General features: G+C 63.8%; 16 protein-coding genes and 1 pseudogene. 7 read left to right on the top strand and 10 right to left on the bottom strand.

The genetic code is table 11. The features are described from left to right. The 6 genes and pseudogenes from EOA38_RS08075 to EOA38_RS08050 form a co-directional block, all read right to left on the bottom strand. A pseudogene (locus EOA38_RS08075) lies at positions 1-301 on the bottom strand (alpha-glucosidase/alpha-galactosidase); the annotation flags it as partial. 17 nt (positions 302-318) lie between these two features. Continuing rightward, positions 319-1,989: an ABC transporter ATP-binding protein gene (locus EOA38_RS08070; RefSeq protein ID WP_127298904.1), complete on the bottom strand. Its 1,671-nt coding sequence runs from the start codon at positions 1,987-1,989 to the stop codon at positions 319-321. 10 nt (positions 1,990-1,999) lie between these two features. Beyond that, on the bottom strand, positions 2,000-3,133 hold the full coding sequence (locus EOA38_RS08065) for an ABC transporter permease (protein ID WP_127298903.1): 1,134 nt from the start codon (positions 3,131-3,133) through the stop codon (positions 2,000-2,002). After that, positions 3,134-4,141, bottom strand: coding sequence for an ABC transporter permease (locus EOA38_RS08060; RefSeq protein WP_127221424.1), 1,008 nt, complete (start codon positions 4,139-4,141; stop codon positions 3,134-3,136). A gap of 112 nt (positions 4,142-4,253) precedes the next feature. Further along, positions 4,254-6,338 carry an ABC transporter substrate-binding protein gene (locus EOA38_RS08055; RefSeq protein WP_127221426.1) on the bottom strand — a complete coding sequence of 695 codons (2,085 nt, stop codon included), beginning with the start codon at positions 6,336-6,338 and terminating at the stop codon, positions 4,254-4,256. Between the two features lie 102 nt (positions 6,339-6,440). Further along, entirely contained in the window at positions 6,441-7,907 is a 1,467-nt protein-coding gene (locus tag EOA38_RS08050) for an alpha-glucosidase/alpha-galactosidase (RefSeq protein ID WP_127298902.1), read from the bottom strand. Between the two features lie 247 nt (positions 7,908-8,154). Between EOA38_RS08050 and EOA38_RS08045 the strand changes: the two genes are divergently transcribed. After that, on the top strand, positions 8,155-8,997 hold the full coding sequence (locus EOA38_RS08045) for an AraC family transcriptional regulator (RefSeq protein ID WP_127221642.1): 843 nt from the start codon (positions 8,155-8,157) through the stop codon (positions 8,995-8,997). A gap of 21 nt (positions 8,998-9,018) precedes the next feature. On the opposite strand, the gene EOA38_RS08040 is transcribed toward EOA38_RS08045, so the two are convergent. Continuing rightward, positions 9,019-10,179, bottom strand: coding sequence for a glycoside hydrolase family 25 protein (locus tag EOA38_RS08040; RefSeq protein ID WP_127221640.1), 1,161 nt, complete (start codon positions 10,177-10,179; stop codon positions 9,019-9,021). Positions 10,180-10,255: 76 nt separating this feature from the next. Then, positions 10,256-10,492, bottom strand: a complete 237-nt coding sequence (locus EOA38_RS08035; protein ID WP_127221638.1) for a hypothetical protein — start codon at positions 10,490-10,492, stop codon at positions 10,256-10,258. Between the two features lie 430 nt (positions 10,493-10,922). On the opposite strand from EOA38_RS08035, the gene EOA38_RS08030 reads away from it, so the two are divergent. Together EOA38_RS08030 and EOA38_RS08025 are read left to right on the top strand one after the other, a co-directional pair. Next, the gene (locus EOA38_RS08030) at positions 10,923-12,689 is read left to right on the top strand and encodes an acyl-CoA dehydrogenase family protein (protein ID WP_127298901.1); all 1,767 of its coding nucleotides are present in this window, start codon (positions 10,923-10,925) and stop codon (positions 12,687-12,689) included. A gap of 26 nt (positions 12,690-12,715) precedes the next feature. Continuing rightward, entirely contained in the window at positions 12,716-13,471 is a 756-nt protein-coding gene (locus EOA38_RS08025; RefSeq protein WP_126095267.1) for a crotonase/enoyl-CoA hydratase family protein, read from the top strand. Between the two features lie 5 nt (positions 13,472-13,476). Here EOA38_RS08025 and EOA38_RS08020 read toward each other — a convergent pair whose 3' ends face one another. Next, on the bottom strand, positions 13,477-14,109 hold the full coding sequence (locus EOA38_RS08020; RefSeq protein WP_126095266.1) for a LysE family translocator: 633 nt from the start codon (positions 14,107-14,109) through the stop codon (positions 13,477-13,479). Between the two features lie 245 nt (positions 14,110-14,354). Here EOA38_RS08020 and EOA38_RS08015 point away from each other — a divergent pair, with 245 nt between their 5' ends. Genes EOA38_RS08015 through EOA38_RS08000 form a run of 4 tightly spaced genes read left to right on the top strand, consistent with a single transcriptional unit; the run spans position 14,355 to position 17,421 of the window. Further along, positions 14,355-15,680 (top strand): hypothetical protein, encoded by a 1,326-nt coding sequence (locus EOA38_RS08015; protein ID WP_126095265.1) that lies wholly within the window; start codon positions 14,355-14,357, stop codon positions 15,678-15,680. Next, positions 15,673-16,266, top strand: a complete 594-nt coding sequence (locus tag EOA38_RS08010; RefSeq protein ID WP_127221818.1) for a hypothetical protein — start codon at positions 15,673-15,675, stop codon at positions 16,264-16,266. Before EOA38_RS08015 ends, EOA38_RS08010 begins: the two co-directional genes overlap by 8 nt. Continuing rightward, complete coding sequence (locus EOA38_RS08005; protein WP_126095263.1) at positions 16,263-16,841, top strand: hypothetical protein; 579 nt, start codon at positions 16,263-16,265, stop codon at positions 16,839-16,841. The genes EOA38_RS08010 and EOA38_RS08005 overlap by 4 nt, the downstream gene beginning before the upstream one ends. A gap of 10 nt (positions 16,842-16,851) precedes the next feature. Then, complete coding sequence (locus tag EOA38_RS08000; protein WP_127221819.1) at positions 16,852-17,421, top strand: hypothetical protein; 570 nt, start codon at positions 16,852-16,854, stop codon at positions 17,419-17,421. 22 nt (positions 17,422-17,443) lie between these two features. On the opposite strand, the gene pdxH is transcribed toward EOA38_RS08000, so the two are convergent. After that, positions 17,444-18,016: pyridoxamine 5'-phosphate oxidase (gene pdxH, locus EOA38_RS07995; RefSeq protein WP_127298900.1), on the bottom strand; the 573-nt coding region annotated here is incomplete at its 5' end.

Below are 18,016 nucleotides of genomic sequence, written 5' to 3'. Positions count from 1 at the left end.
CCTCGAAGTCGGTGACGGTGCACGGCTCGTAACCGCCGATCTGGAACGCGACGACGACGAAGTCGGCGCCGGCGAGCGCCTTGCGCTGGTCGGAATAGGTTTCGGCCTTCGCCTTGACGCCGAGCGTCGCGATCAGCTTGTTGACGACGACGGCGCTTTCTTCCAGCCGCTGCGGATTGATGTCCATCAGCGCGACGGTCGCGCCCGACAGCGCCGGACGCTGCAGCACGTCGCCGACTATGTTCTTCATGAACACAGTCGAGCCGGCGCCGATGAAGGTGATCTTGGGATTTCTTGCCACTGTAAGCCTCCGGCACTCTAAGCCACGTCGAATGCGGCCCTGACGAGCCGTTCGGTGTAGGCGGTCTTGGGATTGGTGAGGACCTCGTCGACGGGTCCCTGTTCGACGATCTTGCCGTGCTGCATGACGATGACGCGATGGCACAGCGCCCGCACCACCTTGAGGTCATGCGAGATGAAGAGGTAGCTCAATCCGCGCTCGTCCTGCAGCTTGCGCAACAGGTCGATGATCTGCGCTTGCACCGAGAGGTCGAGCGCCGATGTCGGCTCGTCGAGCAGGATGAATTCAGGCTCCAGCGCGATGGCGCGCGCGATCGCGATGCGCTGACGCTGGCCACCTGAGAATTCATGCGGGAACCGCGACAGGATATCGCCGGGCATGCCGGCGCTGACCAGCGCCTGGCGCACCCGCTCGATGCGCTCGCGCCGCGTCGCACCGATCCTGTTGACGACTAGGCCTTCCTCGATGATCTGGCCGATCGTCATGCGCGGATTGAGCGAGGAGAACGGGTCCTGGAAGACGATCTGCATGCGCGAGCGCAGCGGCCGCACCTCGGCGCGCGTGAGACCCTCTATCGGCCGGCCGTCGAAACGGATCTCGCCGCGCTTGGCGTCCAGCAGCCGGAGCAGCGCCTGGCCGAAGGTGGTCTTGCCGGAACCGGATTCGCCGACCAGCCCAAGTGTCTCGTGGCGGCAAAGTTTCAGGTCGAGATCGTCGACGGCGACCAGCTCGCGCCAGTCCGGTTTCAGGAATGTGCCGTGGCGCAGCGTGAAGCAGACGCGCACGCCGTTCGCCTCGAGGATCGTGCCGGACCCATCGGGCAGCGGCTTCGGCCGGCCATGCGGTTCGGAAGCGAGCAGCCGCTGCGTGTAGGGATGTTGCGGGTCGGCGAAAAGCCGCTCGGTGACGTTGTGCTCGCGCATCTCGCCATGCTGCATCACATAGACATAGTCGGAGAACTTGCGCACCACGGTGAGGTCGTGAGTGATCAGGATCACCGCCATCCGCAATTCTTTCTGCAGATTGCGGATCAGATTGAGGATCTGCGCCTGCACCGTGACGTCGAGCGCTGTCGTCGGCTCGTCGGCGATCAGCACGTCGGGATCGTTGGCCAAGGCCATGGCGATCATCACGCGTTGCCGCTGGCCGCCCGAGAGCTGGTGCGGATACTGCTTGAGCCGCGCTTCCGGTTCGGGGATCTGCACATGCTTGAGAAGCTCGAGCGCCCGCGCCCAGGCTTGCCTGCGGCTCACCTTGCGGTGCACCCTGATCGCCTCGACGATCTGGCTGCCGACCGTGTAGATCGGATTGAGCGAGCTCATCGGCTCTTGGAAGATCATCGAGATACGGTTGCCGCGCAGTTTGCGCCGGGCGCGTTCCGGGAATTTCAGGATGTTTTGCCCGAGATAGTCGACGCTCGACCTCGGCGACACGGTCGCTCGCCGCGACAGCAGTCCCATGACGGTGCGCGCCGTCACCGACTTGCCGGAACCGGATTCGCCGACAATCGCGATCGTCTCGCCGCGATAGAGCTGGAAAGAGACATCCTTCACCGCCTCGACGATGCCGTGCTCGACCTTGAAGGCGACCTCGATGTTGCGGGCGTCGATGACGGGCTGGTCATGGCGTCCGTCATGGTCATGCCGGACGGCGGGTGCGAAGCTGTCGGCGAGCGCGATCGTCGTCATTCCTTGCACCTCAATAGGGATCGACGGCGTCGCGCAGGCCGTCGCCCAGCGCGTTGAACGCAAAAACGGTGATCAGCACGAAGCCGACCGGCGACAGGATCCACGGATAGGTGCCGATGACCGAATAGGTCGCGGTGTCCTGCAGCATCAGACCCCACGAGATCAGCGGCGGCTTCACCGCGAAGCCGAGGAAGCCGAGGAAGGATTCGAGCAGCACCACCGTCGGGATCGCCAGCGTCACCGCGACGATCACGTGGCTCATCACATTGGGGAAGATATGCTGCATGATGATGCGCCGGTCGGTTGCGCCGACCGCCATGGCGGCGCGCACATAGTCGATCCGCGCCAGCGCCAGCGTCTTGCCCCGCACCTCGCGCGACATCTGCGCCCAGCCCAGCGCCGACATGACGATGATGACGAAGGCGAGGAAGACGTTGGTCGGCGCGGTGACCGGAATCAGCGTCGTCAGCGCGAGATAAAGCGGCAATTGCGGGAAGGCGAGCACAAGCTCGACGAAGCGCTGCATCCAGACGTCGAACTTGCCGCCGAAATAGCCCGAGACCATGCCGACGGTGGTGCCGATGACGGTGACGATGAAGACGACGGTGAGCGCGATCATCAGCGAGACGCGCGAGCCGTGGATGGCGCGCGACAGCACGTCGCGGCCGAACTTGTCGGTGCCGAGGAAATGGACCGGCTGGCCATCCATCGAGCCAAAAAAATGCCGGTTCGCCGGGATGAGGCCGAAAAGCCGGTAGGGCGCGCCCTCGACGAAGAAGCCGAGCAGCCGCGGATGGTCGTAATCCGGGCCGACGATCGGCTGGAAGGTGACCGGATCGAGGTCGGCCGATTCGGCCAGCGCATAGATCCTCGGCCGCGCAACGAAATTGCCGTCCTTGTCGTGGAAGGTTGGCACCTCCGGCGGCGCGAAGGCGATATCGGTCGCCTTGGGGTCCAGAGGCGCCAGGAATTCCGCGAAGACCGCCATCATCAGGAACAGCACGACAAGGCAAAGCCCGGCCATACCGGTCCAGGAGCGCCTCAGCCGGCGCCAGACCAGCGCGATGTAGCTTTCATTGCCGTGTGCGGGCTGGCTCACCGCTCCTTCGGCCCGCGGTGGGGGTGAAGGGTCGCGCGCCAGCATCTAATGTTCCCCGAACTGGCGCACGCGCGGGTCGAGAAGGGCGAGCAGCATGTCGGCGATGATGTTGCCGACGATCAGCGTCGCCGACAGCACCATCATGAAGGTTGCCGTCACATAGACGTCGCCGACGGCCATCGAGCCGACGATCGCCGGCCCGACGGTGGGCAGCGCGAAGATGATCGCCGTCTCGATCTCGCCGGTCAGCATGTAGGGCAGCACCACGCCCTGATACATGACCAAAGGATGCAGCGCGTTGGGCACGGCATGGCGCATCACGACCGCGCCGCCGGTCAGGCCCTTGGCTTTCGCCGTCTCGACATATTGCGCGTTGAGCGTGTCGAGCAGGTTGCCGCGCATGACGCGCATGTTGTAGGCGAGGCCGCCGAAGGTCGCGATCGCCACAACCGGCCAGACATGTTTCACCAGGTCGACGAACTTCGCCCACGACCATGGCGCGCCGCCATATTGCGGCGAGAAGAACGAGCCGATCTCCGAGACGTTGAACTGGAAGACCAAGAGATAGACGATGATCAGCGCCATCAGGAAGCGCGGCACCGTCATGCCGAGGAAGGAGATGGCCGAAAGCGTTGAGTCGATCCAGGAATACTGCCGGGTCGCCGCCCATATGCCGAAGGTTATGCCGAGTACCGAGGCGAGCAGATGGCAGACCAGCGCCAGAAGCAGCGTGCGCGGCAGCCGCTCGCCCACCACATCGGCCACCGGCTTGTTGTAGTAGAGGCTGTAGCCGAAATCGCCGCGCGTGACGATGCCGCCGATCCAGTTGAGATACTGGACGGGCAATGGCTTATCGAGGCCGTGTTCGACACGGTAAGCCTGAGCCTGCGCTTCGGCCTCGGCGTAGGAGGCGCCGCCCTGGTTGATCAACTGCGAGCGGATATAGTCGGCGTAGTCGCCCGGCGGCGCCTGGATGATGGCGAAGGTGACGAGGCTCAAGATGGCGAGGACGGGAAGCGCCGACGCTATGCGCATGAGCAGGAATCGCAACATCGGGGGTCCGCTTTCCTTTCTTCCCGGTCGCTCCCTGGGCGTCACCGGAGATTTGGCTTTGTCCGGCCGCGCCAGCTGGCGCGACCGGAGTTCTCTTCGTCAGGGAGGTTAACTAGTTCATCGGCCCCTTGTCTCCGGGCTTGCCGGGAAGCTCCTCGGGGAAGAGTTCATATTTCCCCTGCTTGTCGGCCGCGACGAAGACGCGTTCGCGTATGATCGAATCCTCGGCCCAGTTGAACATGAAGATCGGTGTTCCCTGCGGGATGTTGGAGAAGCGCTTGTTGACGATCAGCGCGCCTGGATATTCCGTCAGGCCGACATTGTAGACATTTTCCGTCGAGATCTTCTGGAACTTCTTCATCAGGTCGGCGCGCTGATCGTTGTCCTGCGTCGAGACGAACTTGTTGACGATGTCGATGAGGTCTTTCTCGAACGGCATCAGGTCGACCTCGCCGTTTTCCGGCGCGCGATGGTTCCAGCTGGTCTTGGGGCCGACCGGCGCGAGTTGCTCGGTGTTCTGTACCACCGACGTCAGCTCGGTGTCGTTGCGCCGGATCAGCCAGTCGAAGCGGCCGGAATATTCGGCGGCGTCGCGCTGGGTGCCGTTGAGCCCGTTGAGCACGACCCGTAGCCCAAGCTTTTCCATCTGGGCGACCACGCCCTCGGCGAGGCTCTTGTCGGTCGTGTAGTCGTTGTTGACCAGCATCACGATCTCGACATTCTTGCCGCCGGCGGTGCCTGCCGGGAAGTTCACGAAGCCGTCGCCGTCCGTGTCCTTGAGGCCGGCCTTGGCAAGCTCGGCCTTGGCGCCTTCGAGATCGAAGGGATAGTAGACGGTCGACTTGCGGTCATAGAAGCTGGTGCCGGATGAAAAGCCGCCGGGATAGATGGCGGTGAACGGTCCCTTGACCAGGGAATCGCCGAGCGCCTTGCGATCGAACGCCATGGTGACGGCCTTGCGGAAGTCCTCGTTGCGGTTCAGTTCGCGCAGCGCCTGACCGCGCTCGTCCGGGTTGCCCCAGCCATTGGCGGAGAAGTTGAAGCGCAGATTGTAGCCGATGAGGCGCGGGCCGAAGGCAAGGCGCGCGGGCGCGTTCTTCTCAGCGGCACGCTTCAGCGAGGCGACGAAGTTCTCCGGCTGCTCGAGATTGGAAAAGTCGCCCGAGCCCGCGACCGCCTGGACATCACGGTCGGCCCAGGTCGACAGCTTGTATTGCAGCTCGTTGAGGTAAGGCAGCTGGTTGCCCTTCTCGTCGACCTTCCAATAGTAAGGGTTGCGCCGCATGACGATGATGTCGTCAGGCCGGTATTCGACCGGCACCCAGGCCCCCATCACCGGCATGTTCATAAATTCCGGCGGGAAGGCGTTCTTGAACTGGTCGTAGGTATTCTTCGAATATTTCGGATGCTGCGGCTTCAATATGTGCGAGGGGCCGGGGCAGAAGGTGCCGTAGGCCATCGCATAGAGATACTGCCTCGGGAACGCCTCCTTGAACGTCCATTCCACCGTGTAGTCGTCGACCTTCTTCAGCGTCGTGCCGACGCCGAAGGTTTCGGGCGTCGCGCCGTTCAGCGGCGAGACGTTCGGGTCGACGACCTCGTCGTCCCAGTAGAACATGACATCATCGGCGTTGAAGGGCACGCCGTCCGACCATTTGGCGCCTTCGACGAGATGCATGGTGAGCTTGTGGCCGTCCTTCGACCATTCCCAGTTCCTGGCGAGGTTCGGCAGAGGCTCGGTGTCCTTTGCATCGACCTGGAACAGTGGCGCGGTGCGTGTCAGGCATTCGGAAAGCGCGATGTCGATGCCGCCCCAGCCTTGCGTCTGGCCAGCGCTGTAGTTCCAGCCTTCCGGCCTGCCGCCGATGACATGGCGCATCGTGTCGCCATAGACGCCGATGCCGTCCGGCATGTTGGCGGTCTTGAAGACCAGCGGCTCCTTGGGCAGCCGGTCCATGAGCGGCGGCAGCTTGCCGGTCTTGACGTATTTCTCGGTCACCCAGTCGGGCTCGCGATATTCGGGCAGCGCCTTGAACTCCAGGATGGAGTCGCGCGCCACATACTTGATTTTGCCTTCGGCCGGGAACGTTGCCGGCTGCGGCGGCACCGTCGGCTCGGAAGCGATAGCGGTGAGTGCCGGAACTGAAACGCCGAGCATCAATCCGGCGGCAATGCCAATTCTGCGTAAGGTCCTCATTGTCTCCTCCCACATGATCAGGACTTGTTCTGCTTTCGGCCCGTTATTCCAGACGGCTGAACTGGCAGACCCGCCTCCCGGGGCCGCCTCCATGTACGAGCTTCAGCCGGCCTGTTTGAGTGCCGCCTTTTCGGCGCGCAATTCCTCGATCGAGCGCACGTTTCGCCGCGCAGCCCCCGCCCATTCGCGGGTCTTGACCCTGGACTTCGAAAGCCGCTCCTTTGCCGCCGGAACAGCATTGGCGTATTGCGGCAGCCAGGCGGCCTGCGCGACGACCATCTCGTCCACCATCTGCCAGACCTCCTCCGGCGTCGACACCGCGCCGACCAGCGGGTCGTGCAGCACGGCGAGCTTCAAGAGGTCGATGTCGCCGGCGATCGCCGCATGCACCGACATGCGCTGGACGTTGATCGAGGATATGCAGGTGGCCGCACATGCCTCCGGCAGCGTGATGCCGGCAGCCATGTTGATGCCGAAGCGGTCGACGAAGCCGGGCGACTCGATGATGGCGTCCTGCGGCAGGTTGGTGATCACGCCGTTGTTCTTCACGTTGAAATGGCCGCGATAGACGCGGTTGGTCTCCAGCGCCTCCAGAATGTGGCTGGCATGCTCGTTGGAGCGCTTCGCGGGATCGAGCGGATTCGACGCCGCTTCGAGAAACTGCGGATATTCCGTCTCGAACCAGTTGCGGGTCTCGGTCGAGTAGCGGAGGTAGCCGCCGGTCTCGCCGTGGATCCAGTCGGACATGTCGATCCAGCGCGTGATCTCGTCGGGGCGCTTGCGGTACCAGGGCAGATATTCCGACAGATGCCCGTTGCTCTCGGTCGAATAGACGCCGAAGCGCTTCAGCACGTCGATGCGCAGCTTCTCCTGCTTCGAATAGACTGGATGCGCTTCGAAAGCGGCGATCAATTCGTCCTTGCCGATCGGCCGGCCGTTCAGCCGCAATTCGATGAACCAGGTCTGGTGGTTGATGCCGGAACAGACATAGTCGAGTTCCTTGGGCGATTTCGCGCCGAGCACTTCGGCGATCTGCTCGGCGCCGTGCTGGACGCCGTGGCAGAGGCCGACCGTGTCGACCTTGCCATATTCGATCGCGGCCCATGTGTTCATCGCCATCGGGTTGGCGTAGTTGAGGAATTTGGCGTCGGTCTCGGCGACCGCGCGGATGTCCTTGCAGAAGTCGAGGATCACCGGGATGTTGCGCTGGCCGTAGAGAATGCCGCCGGCGCAGATCGTGTCGCCGACGCATTGGTCGATGCCATATTTCAGCGGAATACGGATGTCGTCGGCATAGGCTTCGAGGCCGCCGACCCGCACGCAACTGATGATGTAGCGTGCGCCCTCCAGCGCCTTGCGGCGGTCGGTCGTCGCCGTCACCCTGGTCGGCAAATTGTTTGCTTCCACGATCCTGTCGAGGATCGCCTTGATCATCCCGAGATTGTGCTCGCTGATGTCGGTCAGCGCGAATTCGATGTCCTTGAATTCGGGAACGCACAGAATGTCGGTGAACAGCTTCTTGGTGAAACCGACGCTGCCGGCGCCAATGATAGCGATTTTGAAACTCATCACCTTCACCTCGATGCAATCGAATGTTAGGCAAGGAGCAGCAAGGGAGGATATGGCCGCACGCCAGCGCGTGCACGCCATTCAAAGCCGGAAATCCGGCTTTTCTCCTCCCGCCCGCTCCTCGACCGCGGGTCTTTCCCGTTCTTGAGGAGCCGGATTATGCGCTTATTCGCAGGCGCGGCCAGAGAAGGATTATGCTTTCGAGGGTAATTTTGTGCTGCATGACCTGATCGCCAACGGAAAGCTGATGCGGACGATCTCGCTGCCGCGCGGCCGCCAGCGCCTGCATGCCATGCCGACGAGCACGGGCTACGAGCTGCGCGAGGACGAGACCTATGACTGGGACGGTCGCAAGCGCGGCCAGACCCCGTTCACGGTTCTCCAGCATACGATCAGCGGCACCGGCCAGTTGCGCTACGAGAGCCGCAATTACCGCCTGCAGGCGAACGACACGCTGCTGGTGCTGGTGCCGCACAACCATCGCTACTGGCTGGCCAAGGGCGACCGCTGGGAATATTTCTGGATCTCGATGAACGGCGAGGAGGCGCTGCGCATCCACAAGTCGATCCTCAGCGTCTCGGGTCCCGTGTTCCGGCTGCAGCCAGCGACCGTCGATCACCTTGCCGATTGCAGCCTGCGCCTCATCAAGGGAGCCGCTTCGCCCGGCGCGGCTTCGGCGATCGCCTATGAAGCGGCGATGGCGCTCTATGACGATATCTTCGGCTCGCATGCCTTCACCGAAAAGCAGAGCGCCATGCAGCCTGTCATCGACCACATCAACGCCAATCTCGACAAGCCGCTGCCGGTGGCGGATCTGGTCGAAATCAGCGGCCTCAGTCGTGCCCATTTCTCGCGCTGCTTTGCCGAAAGCGAAGGATTGCCGCCGGCTGAATTCGTGCTGCAGCAACGGCTGCAACGTGCGGCGAAGCTGCTCACCAAAGCGGATTTCCTGCCGGTCAAGGAGGTTGCGGTCCTCTGCGGCTTCGAAGACGCGAACTACTTCTCCAAGGTCTTTCGCCGCTGCTACGGCATCAACCCGACGCAGTTTCGCACCACCGGCATGTATGCCAGTCGCGGCAACCATCGCTGAAGGGCAGTTGACCTCGAATGGTCAGTGGCGGGGTCGATCGAGTGTCGTCGATGCGGTGCTGACCGGGTCGGCTGCCGCGAAGGCTGCGTCGATCTGTTCGGGCGTTCGCTGCCCGGCTCGCTTCCACGCAACATACTGGACGATGCCGAAGCCCGGGCGCTGCGGCACGGTCTTCACCACCGGCATGCGGAAGCCGTCGCGGAATTTATCCCAGCGCGCGCCGAGCACCGCCACCATCTCCTCGAAAGTCGGTGGCGTCGCGACGTCGGCATAGGTGATGGTGACCTTGCCGGCCAGCGCCGCTGCGCGCGGGACCGGCACCGGGATCGAGGCGAGGTAATCCGCCGGCACGTCGATCAGCCCGCCGAAGGCCCATTGCTGGCGCAATTCGTCGGCTTTCATCGGCGCGACGCTGACGTCGATGTCGTTCGGCGTGCCGGGCACGCGATAGGGGCAGCGGAAGCGGCCGCAATTCGCCTGCGCCGAGAACTGCCAGAGCGCGTAGCCCTGCCAGTTGCCCATCGGGAAATGCACGCCGATGTCCGGCTTGTAGCGGGCGTACCAGAGCGGCAGCCGCGACAAGAGCCGATAGGTGTAGCGGTTGTCGGCGATGTACTGGGCGGTCTTGCCATTCGAGTAGAGCACAGGGAAACGGCCGAGGCGGCGATGCACCTGGCGCACGAATTCTTCCGCGTCCTCGAGCGACATCCATTGCGCGGGATCGATGCCCTCGAGATCGAGGGCAATGAGATCGTCCGGCGCGGGCTCGGCGAAATCGATGAAATTGTTGGCCTGCTCGACCGGATTGCCGGGGCGGGCAAGATGATAGGCGCCCCATTTCAGGCCGAGCGCCTTGGCCACCACCTTGCGCGTCTGGAACAGCTCGCGCGTCACCGCGTAGCGCTTCCACAGCGCCTTGCAGAGCTTGACGTCGGTTTCGCCGCCGAAGCAGAAATAGGGCGGCGGCAGCCCGTCGGAGGCCTTGTTGATGAAGCCGACGACGCGCTTGTCGGTAGCGAGCTCAGCCCAGTCGATGGAATTGTATTCGTAGGCGTCGATCACCAGCGCGCGGTCGGCGTTCTTCCAGGGCTCGGAGAAATCCGAGGCCTGTGCCGCCGTGCCCAGCGCAACCGCCGCCGCGAGAAGCGCCAGGCGGCGAAGAGGGCGCGCCGGCTGTTTCAATCAGGGTTGTCCCCACTGACCAGGGGACGATCCTGAACCGCTATGGTTAAGGAAGTGCTTTCAAACCGTTGGACCCTCAGCGCCGGAAGAGCGGCTGCACCTCGAACGGATCGGGCGCCGGCTCCTGCGGCAGCGTGCCTTCGGCGGCGCGCTTCTTGTGATGTGCCAGCGAGCATTGCGGCGAGCACAATATGCCGCGGTCCGTCCAATAGGCTGGTCCGTTTTCGAGTTTGCCCTCGTGGTACCAGAAGCCCGTCGCCCGATAGGGAAGGCCGCATTCGATGCAGCGATAGGCGTCAGGTCTGGCAAGCATGGGATATTCCGGTGCGCTTTGGTCTACAACTCGCGGATCATACCAGCCGGATGTAATTCGTCGTAGAAATTTTGAGCGGCAATTGCAGCCTTGAAAATTGGTCATGGCCTTCGCGACTTCGTCATTCTATGGCGGAGCAAGGAGCGAAGCGACGCGCGTAGACCATAGAATCCATTCCGTGACGTTGAGGCGTTTCGACGATCCGGAATTCTGCTCCGCTGAGCCCTTGCACGAGGTCACGGAATGGATCCTCGGGTCTGCGCGTCCGCTTCGCTCCCGCTCCGCCCGTGGATGACGAAGTCCCACCTCCGCAAAATCCGCGTGACAAAGTTTGACGTTTACGTAAAAAGAAGATGCGGGCCGGCCCAAAGGTGGATGGCCTCGCTTCGGCCACGCGACTACGGTTGGCCGAAACGGAGGAGGAGCAGTCATGTATCGCGCACCGGTCGAGGACATAGCCTTCACGCTGAAGCATGTGGCCGGGCTGAAGCCAGCGCTGGATGCCGGCACCTTCGGCGATCTCGGCGAAGACCTGGTCGACGCGATCCTGGCCGAGGCCGGCCGTTTCGCCAGCGAGGAAGTCGCGCCGCTCTACAAGATCGGCGACGAGCATGGCGCGGTGCTGAAGGATGCGGCCGTCACCACGCCACCCGGCTGGAAGGAGCTTTACCGGCGCTGGATCGAAGGTGGCTGGAACGCGCTGTCGGGGCCGGAGGAATTCGGCGGCCAGGGCCTGCCCACAATGCTCGCCGTCGCCGCGCTCGAAATGTGGAATTCCGCCGCCATGGCCTTCGGCATCGGCCCGACGCTGACCATGGGCGCGGTGGAAGCGCTCGACAAGCACGCTTCCAACGCGCTGAAGGAAAAGTACCTCGCCAAGCTCGTCTCCGGCGAGTGGATGGGCACGATGAACCTGACCGAGCCGCAGGCAGGCTCTGACCTCGCGGCCCTGCGCAGCCGCGCCGAGCCCGCCGGCGGCGGCACCTACCGCATCTTCGGCCAGAAGATTTTCATCACCTACGGCGAGCACGATTTCACCGACAACATCGTCCATCTGGTGCTGGCGCGACTTCCCGACGCGCCGGCCGGGACGCGCGGCATCTCGCTGTTCCTGGTGCCGAAATTCCTGGTCAACGAGGACGGCTCGCTCGGCGCCCGCAACGACGTCTTCTGCTCCGGCCTCGAGCACAAGCTCGGCATCTATGCCTCGCCGACCTGCACGATGATCTATGGCGACGGTTTTGAGGGCATGACGCCTGGCGCCATCGGCTGGCTGATCGGCGAAGAGAACAAGGGTCTCGCCTGCATGTTCACGATGATGAACAACGCCCGCCTTGCCGTCGGCATGCAGGGCGTGGCGGTGGCCGAGACGGCGACGCAGAAGGCGATCGCCTATGCTAACGAGCGCCGCCAGGGCAAGGCGTCGGACTATTCGGGGTCCGGCATGGCGCCGATCGTTCATCACCCCGACGTGCAGCGCAATCTTCTCACCATGCGGGCGCTGACCCAGATCGCGCGGGCCATCAGCTATTCCTGCGCACATGCCATCGACCGCGCCCGCGTTGCCGAGGGCGAGGCCGCCGCCACCTGGCGCGACCGCGCCAATCTGCTGACGCCGCTTGCCAAAGCCTTTTCCACCGATGTCGGCGTCGAGGTCGCTTCGCTCGGCGTCCAGGTGCATGGCGGCATGGGTTTCATCGAGGAGACGGGCGCGGCAGCGCTCTATCGCGATGCACGCATCGCGCCGATCTATGAAGGCACCAACGGCATCCAGGCGATCGACCTCGTCTCGCGAAAACTGCCGCTCGGCGGCGGCGAGCATGTGCATCGCTATATCGGCGAACTGAAGGCGGTGGCCGATGGAGTGCGCACCTCAAACATCGAAGGCTTCGGCCGCACCGCCGACAACCTTGATCGGGCGCTCGCCGATCTCGACGAAGCAACGCGTTTCCTGCAGAGGCTGATGGCCGACGGCAAGGCCGATGCCGCAATGGCCGGCGCCACGCCCTACCTTCGGCTGATCTCACTTGCCGCCGGCGGCGCCTATCTGGCGCAGGGCGGCCTTGCCGACCGTGGCCGGGTTCCGCTTTGCCGCTTCTTTGCCGAGAACCTGCTTGGCGAGACGCGCGCTCTGAAGGAACGCATCATCGACGGCGCCGACAGCCTCGCCGCCGCCGGCAAGGCGCTGATCGCCTGAACAGCCTGTCATTCGAAGGAACCATCGTGACCGACCATATCCTCATCGAGCGCCAGGGCGCAGTGCAGATCATCCGCATGAACCGCCCTGACAAGAAGAACGCGCTGACGCGCGCCATGTACGCGAAAATGTCGGCCGCCCTTGTCGAGGGTGACGCCGATCCGGCGGTTCGCGTCCACGTCTTCCTCGGCGTGCCCGGCGCCTTTTCTTCCGGCAACGATCTTGCCGACTTCCTCGTCGTCGCTACCGGCGGCGAGGGTGGCAACGAGGTCTGGGATTTTCTGATGGCGCTGGCCAAGGCGGAGAAGCCGATGGTGTCGGGCGTCGACGGCATCGCGGTCGGCATCGGCACCACGCTCAACCTGCATTGCGACCTGACCTTCGCCACGCCGCGCACGCTCTTCCGCACGCCGTTCGTCGATCTCGGCCTCGTGCCGGAGGCCGGCTCCAGCCTGCTGGCGCCGCGGATCCTCGGCCGGCAGGGCGCCTTCGCGCTGCTTGGTCTCGGTGAAGGTTTTTCGGCCGAGCGCGCCAATGCCGCCGGCCTGATCTACGACGTGGTCGCGGAAGACGCGCTGGAAGGCGCGGTGCTGGCCGCCGCCAACGACATCGCGGCCAAGCCGCCGCAGGCGCTGAAGATCGCCCGCGACCTGATGCGTGAGCCGCGCGAGGAACTCGTCGCCCGCATCAAGGTGGAGAGCGAGCATTTCCGCGAGCGGCTGAAGTCGGATGAGGCGCGCGCCGCGCTCACCTCTTTCATGACGCGAAAAAAGGCGAGCTGACCGAGCTATCGCTGCTCGGCCGCGATGCGGATGCCGAGGCCGATCAGTAGCGTGCCGCTGACCGCTTCGACGATCCGGCGCACATTCGGTCGGCGCAGCCAGTCGCCGGCCTTGGCGACAACCGTTGCATAGATGGTCAGCCAGCTGAAGGTGATTAGTGCGAAGACGACGCCAAGCAGCAGCAGCGACAGAAAGGACGGCTGTCCCGCCGGCACGAATTGAGGCAACAGGCTCGGAAAGAACACGGCTATTTTCGGATTGCCGAGATCGCTGATGAAGCCCTGCCGGAACGCGGCGACCGGGGCAAGCCGGGTATGCGGTACGGTCGGCGCCTGCGCATGATGGCTTTGCACCGGCCAAATGGCTTCGCGCAGGGCTTGCATGCCGAGATAGATCAGATAGGCGGCGCCGGCATATTTGACGGCCAGGAAAAGCGGTTCGGAAGCAGTGAGCAGCGCGACAAGGCCGACGCTCGTCGCCAGCGCCCAGATCGTCAGCCCGCAGCCGACACCGAGCGCAGTCAAAATTCCTGCGGAGCGGCCGCCGAGCAAGGTGTTGCGGATGGTGATCGCGGTATCCGGACCGGGTGTCACGATCACCATGATCGAGACGCCAAGGAATGCCAGGAAGATTGCCATGCAGTCTCTCCCAAGACCTGAAGTCTTTCCAATAGTATGGCCGGAAATGGCTTCAAGCGTAAGACGAGGTAGCCGGCCAATTTCACCTAAAGGTTGGTGCAGGGGTGTCAAACCGATCCGATCCGCTCTATGTCCCGATTATACTTGGCGGGGGCTCGTGAAATGGAGAGGACATGACCCGAAACGCAGCCATCGATCTGCCGGAGCGATTGGAGGGCGTTCATTGACGCATTGAACGCCTCGACATGCTTGCCGATGCCGCAAAGCCGCTGGCGCTGACCTTCAAGCTCTGGTGGCGCTTCTGGCCGCAACTGATCGCCATGGTGCTACTGGGCATCGTGTTCGGCGACCTGTTCATGCAAATCGCCGCGCGCACCGCCCTCGTCAACCATATGGCGGGGCTCGCCTTGCTGACGCTGGTCGCGCTGACGCAGCTCATCGTCACCGTCGCCATGTTCCAGACGCTGCTGCCGGCCTTGCCGGCAACGCGCGCCGCGCAGCAGGTGGCTCAAGGCGAAAGCTCGGGCGAGGGACGCATCGGCGGCACGCCGCTGGCGCGCATGATCACGGTCGCGCTGCTGCCCTTTTTCGCCTACTACGCCGCCTGGGGCTTTCTCGGCGACACGGTGCGGCAGTATTCGCGCGTCGCGCTCGACATGGCGCCTTTCGGCGGAGGGGAGGGCAACGTTCTCGATGTGCTCGATTCGCGCTGGCTGGTCTTTTCGGTCGTCATCTCCTGGCTGATCCGGCGCTTCGCCACCGGCATGCAGACGCGCGGCCGATCGCGCTCCTTCTGGCAGATCGTCGTGGTCATCTGCGAGACCAACTGGATCTTCATCGGTCTCTATGTGATCTCGCGCTGGAAGGACGAGGTCGTCGACTGGATCATGAGCCGCAATATCTTTTCCTTGCTGCAGGCAGCGGCGGACGGCATGGCCAATCCGATCGCAAGCGCCTTTGCCGATCCGATGGTTCCCGTGGAGGTCACTTCCATCGACACGACCAAAAGGCTGGTCGACCTGTTCTTCTACATGCTCCTGCCGGTGATCTGGCTGGTGCTCGCCGCGCTGATCTACGGCTACGACGTGCGCGACGACAAGGAACTGATGCGCATGCACCGGCGCGCCGAACATTTCGGCGAGCGTTATCGCGCCATTCCGAGATTCCTGCGCGACTTCGTCGAGCACTTCATCTCCGGCTACCGCTCGCGCTATTTGCCGATCGCCAACAGCGTGCGCATCACGCTGAGCTCGGGCTTGGTGCTCGTCGTCACGCTGATCGTCGGCTATCGCCTGATCGACTGGCTGGCGGCCTGGGCCTGGCTCGGCATGACACGGCTATTCGGTCCGCATGAGCTCGATACCTGGCAGGTGCTTTCCGATGGCGTCTCGCTGCTCTTCGGCAGCCCGTTCCAGGACTCTTCGACCGGCATTCTTGTCGAACCGCTCAGGATCTGCTTCCTCGCCGCGATCCTCGAAACGGCATTCGCGCTGCCGAAGCGCCGGACCAGTGAAGATGCTCAACCAGCCGGCTCCCCGGACGGCGCGGAAGTCGGTGCCCAGAATGCTTGAAGACGCCCGCTCTCGCCTGAAAGCTTTGTTGGTCGCTGGCATCGGCACCGCAGCGGCGATTGCAGTCGCCGGTGTCATGGGCGCTTTCGGCGCAAGGCACGAGCCTCTTTCCGTTCTGGCGCCCGCCAGCCCGATCGAAACGGGTCAATGGCTGCTGAGGCCGCTCAAAGCGTATGCCGCCGAAGGCGGGAACCTCTACGGCGTACCGCTCAAGCCTGGCGCGAAGGCGCTGGTCCTCGAGCTCGAAATGACCAACCGGACGGCCAAATCGACAAAGGACTATTTCGATGTCCTGCAGGCGAACCGGGCAACGATCGATCCGGCGACGAAACCGTTCATCGTCCTCACGCGAGATTCCACGCTGTCGCCGGAACTGCACCCCGGCATGCTGGAGCGCATGGCCTACATCTGGCAATTGCCGGACGGCGCGGCTCCGCCGGCGAGCCTCGAACTGACGGTCATCCGCGAGACCTACAAGCAGCGCGACAATCTCCACGGCCTGCCCGGCTGGTTCAATCCGACGCCGATCGGGACGCTGAAGCTGCCCATTGGAAGCGGGCCCGACATCGCGGATATCCGGCCATGATGCGCAAGCTTGCCAACGTCGTCCTGCTGCTCGCCGCAGTGTCGCTCTGCTACGGCCTGCAAGTATCGAAGCCGCATTATGGCGACCTGATCGGGCCGATCCCCGCGCGGGGCGAGCTCGGCGACACGGTCGTCGGGCGAAGCTTCGAGGTCCGCGCCGAAAAGGTGGAGTTCGCCCGCAAGCTGAAAGCGGACAGGTTCGGCGACAGCATGGTTCTGACCACCGGCGGCATCTGGGCCGTGGTCACCGTGGAGTTCGCGGCGCGGGCGCAATCGACGACGGTGGCGGTCGCATCGTGGCGCGGAACGACAGGCCTCACCTATGACCAGACCGAGCGGCTGTCCTTCACCGATGGACTGCTTCCCGTGGCCATCGACCCCGGCCTGCCAAAAAAGGCGAGGCTGATCTTCGAGCTGCGGCCGGACGAGGTCAGCGATGCCACTTTGCTGATTTCGGAAAAGCTGATGTCCGCGCTCGACTCCCAGGCCGTGATATCGCTCGGGGCGGTCGCCATCGGGCCCGACGGCTTGCCGCCCGGCACGGTCGACACGCTGGATATGACGCAGCCGATCTGAGGGGTATCGAATGACGGCACAGGGTCTGGATCGAGAGAGCGGGACGATCGAGCGGAAACGGCGCCGGCGCAGCCTCTGGTCGCTCGTCCTGCTCGTCCCGCTGAGTCTGGCCATCGGGTCCTATGACAGCGTCAAAGCGCTGCTTGGCGGCAACGACCTCTTCCCGCGCCGCGTCGCCTGGGGCGAAAGCGCCCGTTTCGGCGGCAGCGACTGGAAATTGACCGATCTGCGCGGCGCTTTCGGCATGTCGAACCTGCCGCCGGATTCGGTGCCGGTGCTGGCCGACTTCTCAGTGAAGATCGGCGATCCCGATCTGCAGAACCGATGGCTCGGCTGCAAGGTGATGCTCATCGACAAGCACGGCCGGCGCTGGTCGCCGACATCCATCGCGTCGCTGAAAACCACGGACGATGTGCAGACCTGCATTTCGGCGATCTTCTCCGGCGCCAAGAGCGGCGACACGCTCAACCTGCGCGAGACGTTCCTGGTGCCGAAGGAAGCGACCAAGTCCATACGCCCGGCCGTCGGCGTCGCCAGCGAGCGGCCGCATTTCCTGCTGTTCCAACTGGAGAAGGATTGATTTTCCAGCGGGCATTCGAAGGTTAAGGGTACAGCCGCGTCTTGTCCCAACCGCCTTTGGCGTTGCGCGAGAACATGATGCGGTCATGCAGCCGGAATGGGCGGTCGTGCCAGAACTCGATCGTCTGCGGCACGATGCGAAAGCCCGACCAGTGCTTCGGCCGCGGGATTTCGCCGATCGCGTAGCGTGCCGTGTATTCGGCCACCGCCTTTTCCAGCGCGAAGCGGCTTTCCAGCGGCCGCGACTGTTTCGAGGCCCATGCGCCGATGCGGCTGCCGCGCGGCCGCGTCGCATAATAGGCGTCGGCCTCGGCGTCGCTGACGATCTCCACCGGCCCGCGCACGCGCACCTGGCGGCGTAGCGATTTCCAGTGGAAGCACATCGCCGCCTTCATGCTGCCAAGAATCTCGCGGCCCTTGGCGCTCTCGAAATTCGTGTAGAAGACAAATCCCTTTTCATCGAACCCCTTGAGCAGCACCATCCGTACGTCCGGCATGCCGTCGGCATCGACGGTTGCCAGCGCCACGCCGTTGGCGTCGTTGGGCTCGCTCTTGGTGGCGTCCTCCAGCCATGCGGCAAAGAGCCGGAACGGCTC

The sequence above is a fragment of the Mesorhizobium sp. M1E.F.Ca.ET.041.01.1.1 genome (genome assembly GCF_003997355.1).
GTDB lineage: Bacteria > Pseudomonadota > Alphaproteobacteria > Rhizobiales > Rhizobiaceae > Mesorhizobium.
The sequence above is the reverse complement of the archived record's forward strand: the minus strand, read 5'-3'. Positions and strand labels throughout refer to the sequence as shown.

What these genes read in the sequence shown, in the direction of transcription:
- EOA38_RS08055 (WP_127221426.1), bottom strand. Translation starts at nt 6,338, where the DNA reads ATGAGGACCTTACGCAGAATTGGCATTGCCGCCGGATTGATGCTCGGC.
- EOA38_RS08015 (WP_126095265.1), top strand. Translation starts at nt 14,355, where the DNA reads ATGCTTGCCGATGCCGCAAAGCCGCTGGCGCTGACCTTCAAGCTCTGG.
- EOA38_RS08035 (WP_127221638.1), bottom strand. Translation starts at nt 10,492, where the DNA reads ATGCTTGCCAGACCTGACGCCTATCGCTGCATCGAATGCGGCCTTCCC.
- EOA38_RS08005 (WP_126095263.1), top strand. Translation starts at nt 16,263, where the DNA reads ATGATGCGCAAGCTTGCCAACGTCGTCCTGCTGCTCGCCGCAGTGTCG.
- EOA38_RS08030 (WP_127298901.1), top strand. Translation starts at nt 10,923, where the DNA reads ATGTATCGCGCACCGGTCGAGGACATAGCCTTCACGCTGAAGCATGTG.
- EOA38_RS08010 (WP_127221818.1), top strand. Translation starts at nt 15,673, where the DNA reads ATGCTTGAAGACGCCCGCTCTCGCCTGAAAGCTTTGTTGGTCGCTGGC.
- EOA38_RS08050 (WP_127298902.1), bottom strand. Translation starts at nt 7,907, where the DNA reads ATGAGTTTCAAAATCGCTATCATTGGCGCCGGCAGCGTCGGTTTCACC.
- EOA38_RS08045 (WP_127221642.1), top strand. Translation starts at nt 8,155, where the DNA reads ATGCGGACGATCTCGCTGCCGCGCGGCCGCCAGCGCCTGCATGCCATG.
- EOA38_RS08020 (WP_126095266.1), bottom strand. Translation starts at nt 14,109, where the DNA reads ATGGCAATCTTCCTGGCATTCCTTGGCGTCTCGATCATGGTGATCGTG.
- EOA38_RS08070 (WP_127298904.1), bottom strand. Translation starts at nt 1,989, where the DNA reads ATGACGACGATCGCGCTCGCCGACAGCTTCGCACCCGCCGTCCGGCAT.
- EOA38_RS08065 (WP_127298903.1), bottom strand. Translation starts at nt 3,133, where the DNA reads ATGCTGGCGCGCGACCCTTCACCCCCACCGCGGGCCGAAGGAGCGGTG.
- EOA38_RS08000 (WP_127221819.1), top strand. Translation starts at nt 16,852, where the DNA reads ATGACGGCACAGGGTCTGGATCGAGAGAGCGGGACGATCGAGCGGAAA.
- EOA38_RS08060 (WP_127221424.1), bottom strand. Translation starts at nt 4,141, where the DNA reads ATGTTGCGATTCCTGCTCATGCGCATAGCGTCGGCGCTTCCCGTCCTC.